Source organism: Dubosiella newyorkensis, assembly GCF_001945605.1.
Lineage (GTDB): Bacteria > Bacillota_I > Bacilli_A > Erysipelotrichales > Erysipelotrichaceae > Dubosiella > Dubosiella newyorkensis.
The window spans coordinates 1-1,788 of sequence record NZ_MPKA01000024.1 but is presented as its reverse complement, the minus strand read 5'-3'; the positions used below and the strand labels follow the sequence as shown (position 1 = coordinate 1,788).

General features: G+C 46.9%; 1 protein-coding gene. It reads right to left on the bottom strand.

The annotated features are described in order from the left end of the window. Positions 1-47: 47 nt before the first annotated feature. The gene (locus BO225_RS00860; RefSeq protein ID WP_076340409.1) at positions 48-1,760 is read right to left on the bottom strand and encodes an IS1634 family transposase; all 1,713 of its coding nucleotides are present in this window, start codon (positions 1,758-1,760) and stop codon (positions 48-50) included. Positions 1,761-1,788: the final 28 nt, after the last annotated feature.

Below are 1,788 nucleotides of genomic sequence, written 5' to 3'. Positions count from 1 at the left end.
CCTGACTTTACAAGTTAAAAGGAAATTATAGTACTCAAAAAACGATCTTAGAGATTTTTCTCCAAGATCGTTTTAATTTGCTTCTTCTTCAGAACGAAATTGTTGATCGGAAGCATATATTTAGCGGCTATATAGTCGCCTACTTTGTTTTTTGCTGAACAGTTCGTATAAGAAATCTCGTCTCTTTGGATAATTTGATAATTGTGGATGAAATCATAGACTTCCTCGCTTCCAAACTGGTTGTCCAGCACTTTGAACTGCACCAGTCTTTCCAGCAGCACGCTCAAATAGCACACCAGAAAATGCCCTTTTATGCAGTCTTCCGATTTGAGAAAGACGGGTCTTGCATTCAGCTGGCTCTTCATGGTCCGGAACGTTTCTTCGATCCTCCACAGGTTGTGATAGGTCTTGTATATTTCTGAAGGTTCCATTTCCAGTTCGGAAGTGACGAGCATATTATAGCCGGCGCATCGTTTGTCGCTTTCGATCTTTTCTCGATTGAGTTCTGCTTTTACGTTTTCTCCCGTTTCTCTTCCATCCTTTCCGATGGATACGAAATCCACATATTTGGCCGATTCTCCGTATTCGTCTTTTTTGGCTTTCGAAAGGCAGCACATGGCGGCTTTGGATGCCATTTTCTCGATCTCGGCGAGCTGTTTTTTGGCCAGCTTGGGATTGTAGGTGACGATCCGTTTTTCTTTGGCCGCGAAGGTAACCTTCTTTCTTGTTTCTCCGTCTGTGTTTTCGAAATAGCTGTAGACAAATGTATCGACCGCACTCTTGCAGCGATAGACGAGTTTTCCTTTTTCGTCTCGGACTTCTGTCCATCCCTGATCCAGGAGCGCCCAGGTCTTTTCTTTTCCGGAAAGCATCTTCACGGATTTCGAAAAGAGATAGCCGTCCCCGGAGGAGAGGGCATCGTGAATGTTGGCGGCGCAGTTCAGTCCTTTGTCCGCTACTCGGACGGTCCTGCCTGTGATGTTGTCCTGTTCCTTGAGGGCTCTGACGATCTCCCGCAGAACAGGCTTTTCGGACTGGTTTCCCGGATAGAGACGCATGCCGATGGGGATGCAGTTTGAATCGAGGAGAAGACCCATGCCGATGATGGGATCTTTCCTGTTTTCTTTGGAAGGACCCTTTCTTCTCCAGTCGTCTTCGCGGTCGATCTCGAAATAGTAGTTCGTGCAGTCGAAGTACATCTTCTCTGTATCGAGAATATAGGTCTCGTTCGATTGTCTTGTGGCGATTTCTACAACTTTTTCGTATTCGTGGCCGAGGAACTCGATGCAGGAAAGGATCTGGTGATAGGAAAAAGGCTGGAAACCGAAGAGTCTCGGAACGACCCGCTCTGCCGTCTTCTTTTTGGAAACGGGTTCTACAAGGCGGGCCATGAGAAGAGCCCGAAGACAGCCGTAGACGGAATAGTCGAAGCGGCGTCTTGAAGCGAGCAGATCGATATCTTTCTGGATGTCGATCCTGCGGAGGATCGAATCGCAGGGGAACCATCCCAGATAGAGGAGGGCGGAAATATCGGAGATCTGCTTTTCTTCGGTTTTGCGGTTGTCGGCATTCATATCGGCAACTTTCCGAGCGTAGAAGGAAACCGGATCGTCGATTCCTTTATCGACAAGATCGCAGACATAGCCGAGCGTCTCGACATGAGAGCTTCTTGGACTTTTTTTTACGGGATCGAAAAAAGAATTATAGATCTGGAGATAGATTCCTCTGGAGCGGGAGCTTTTTCTAAGATAGTAAGCCATGAGAAGCCTCCTTTTTGAACACTATTAG

Coding starts and splice junctions, on each gene's coding strand:
- BO225_RS00860 (WP_076340409.1), bottom strand. CDS start 1,760: ATGGCTTACTATCTTAGAAAAAGCTCCCGCTCCAGAGGAATCTATCTC.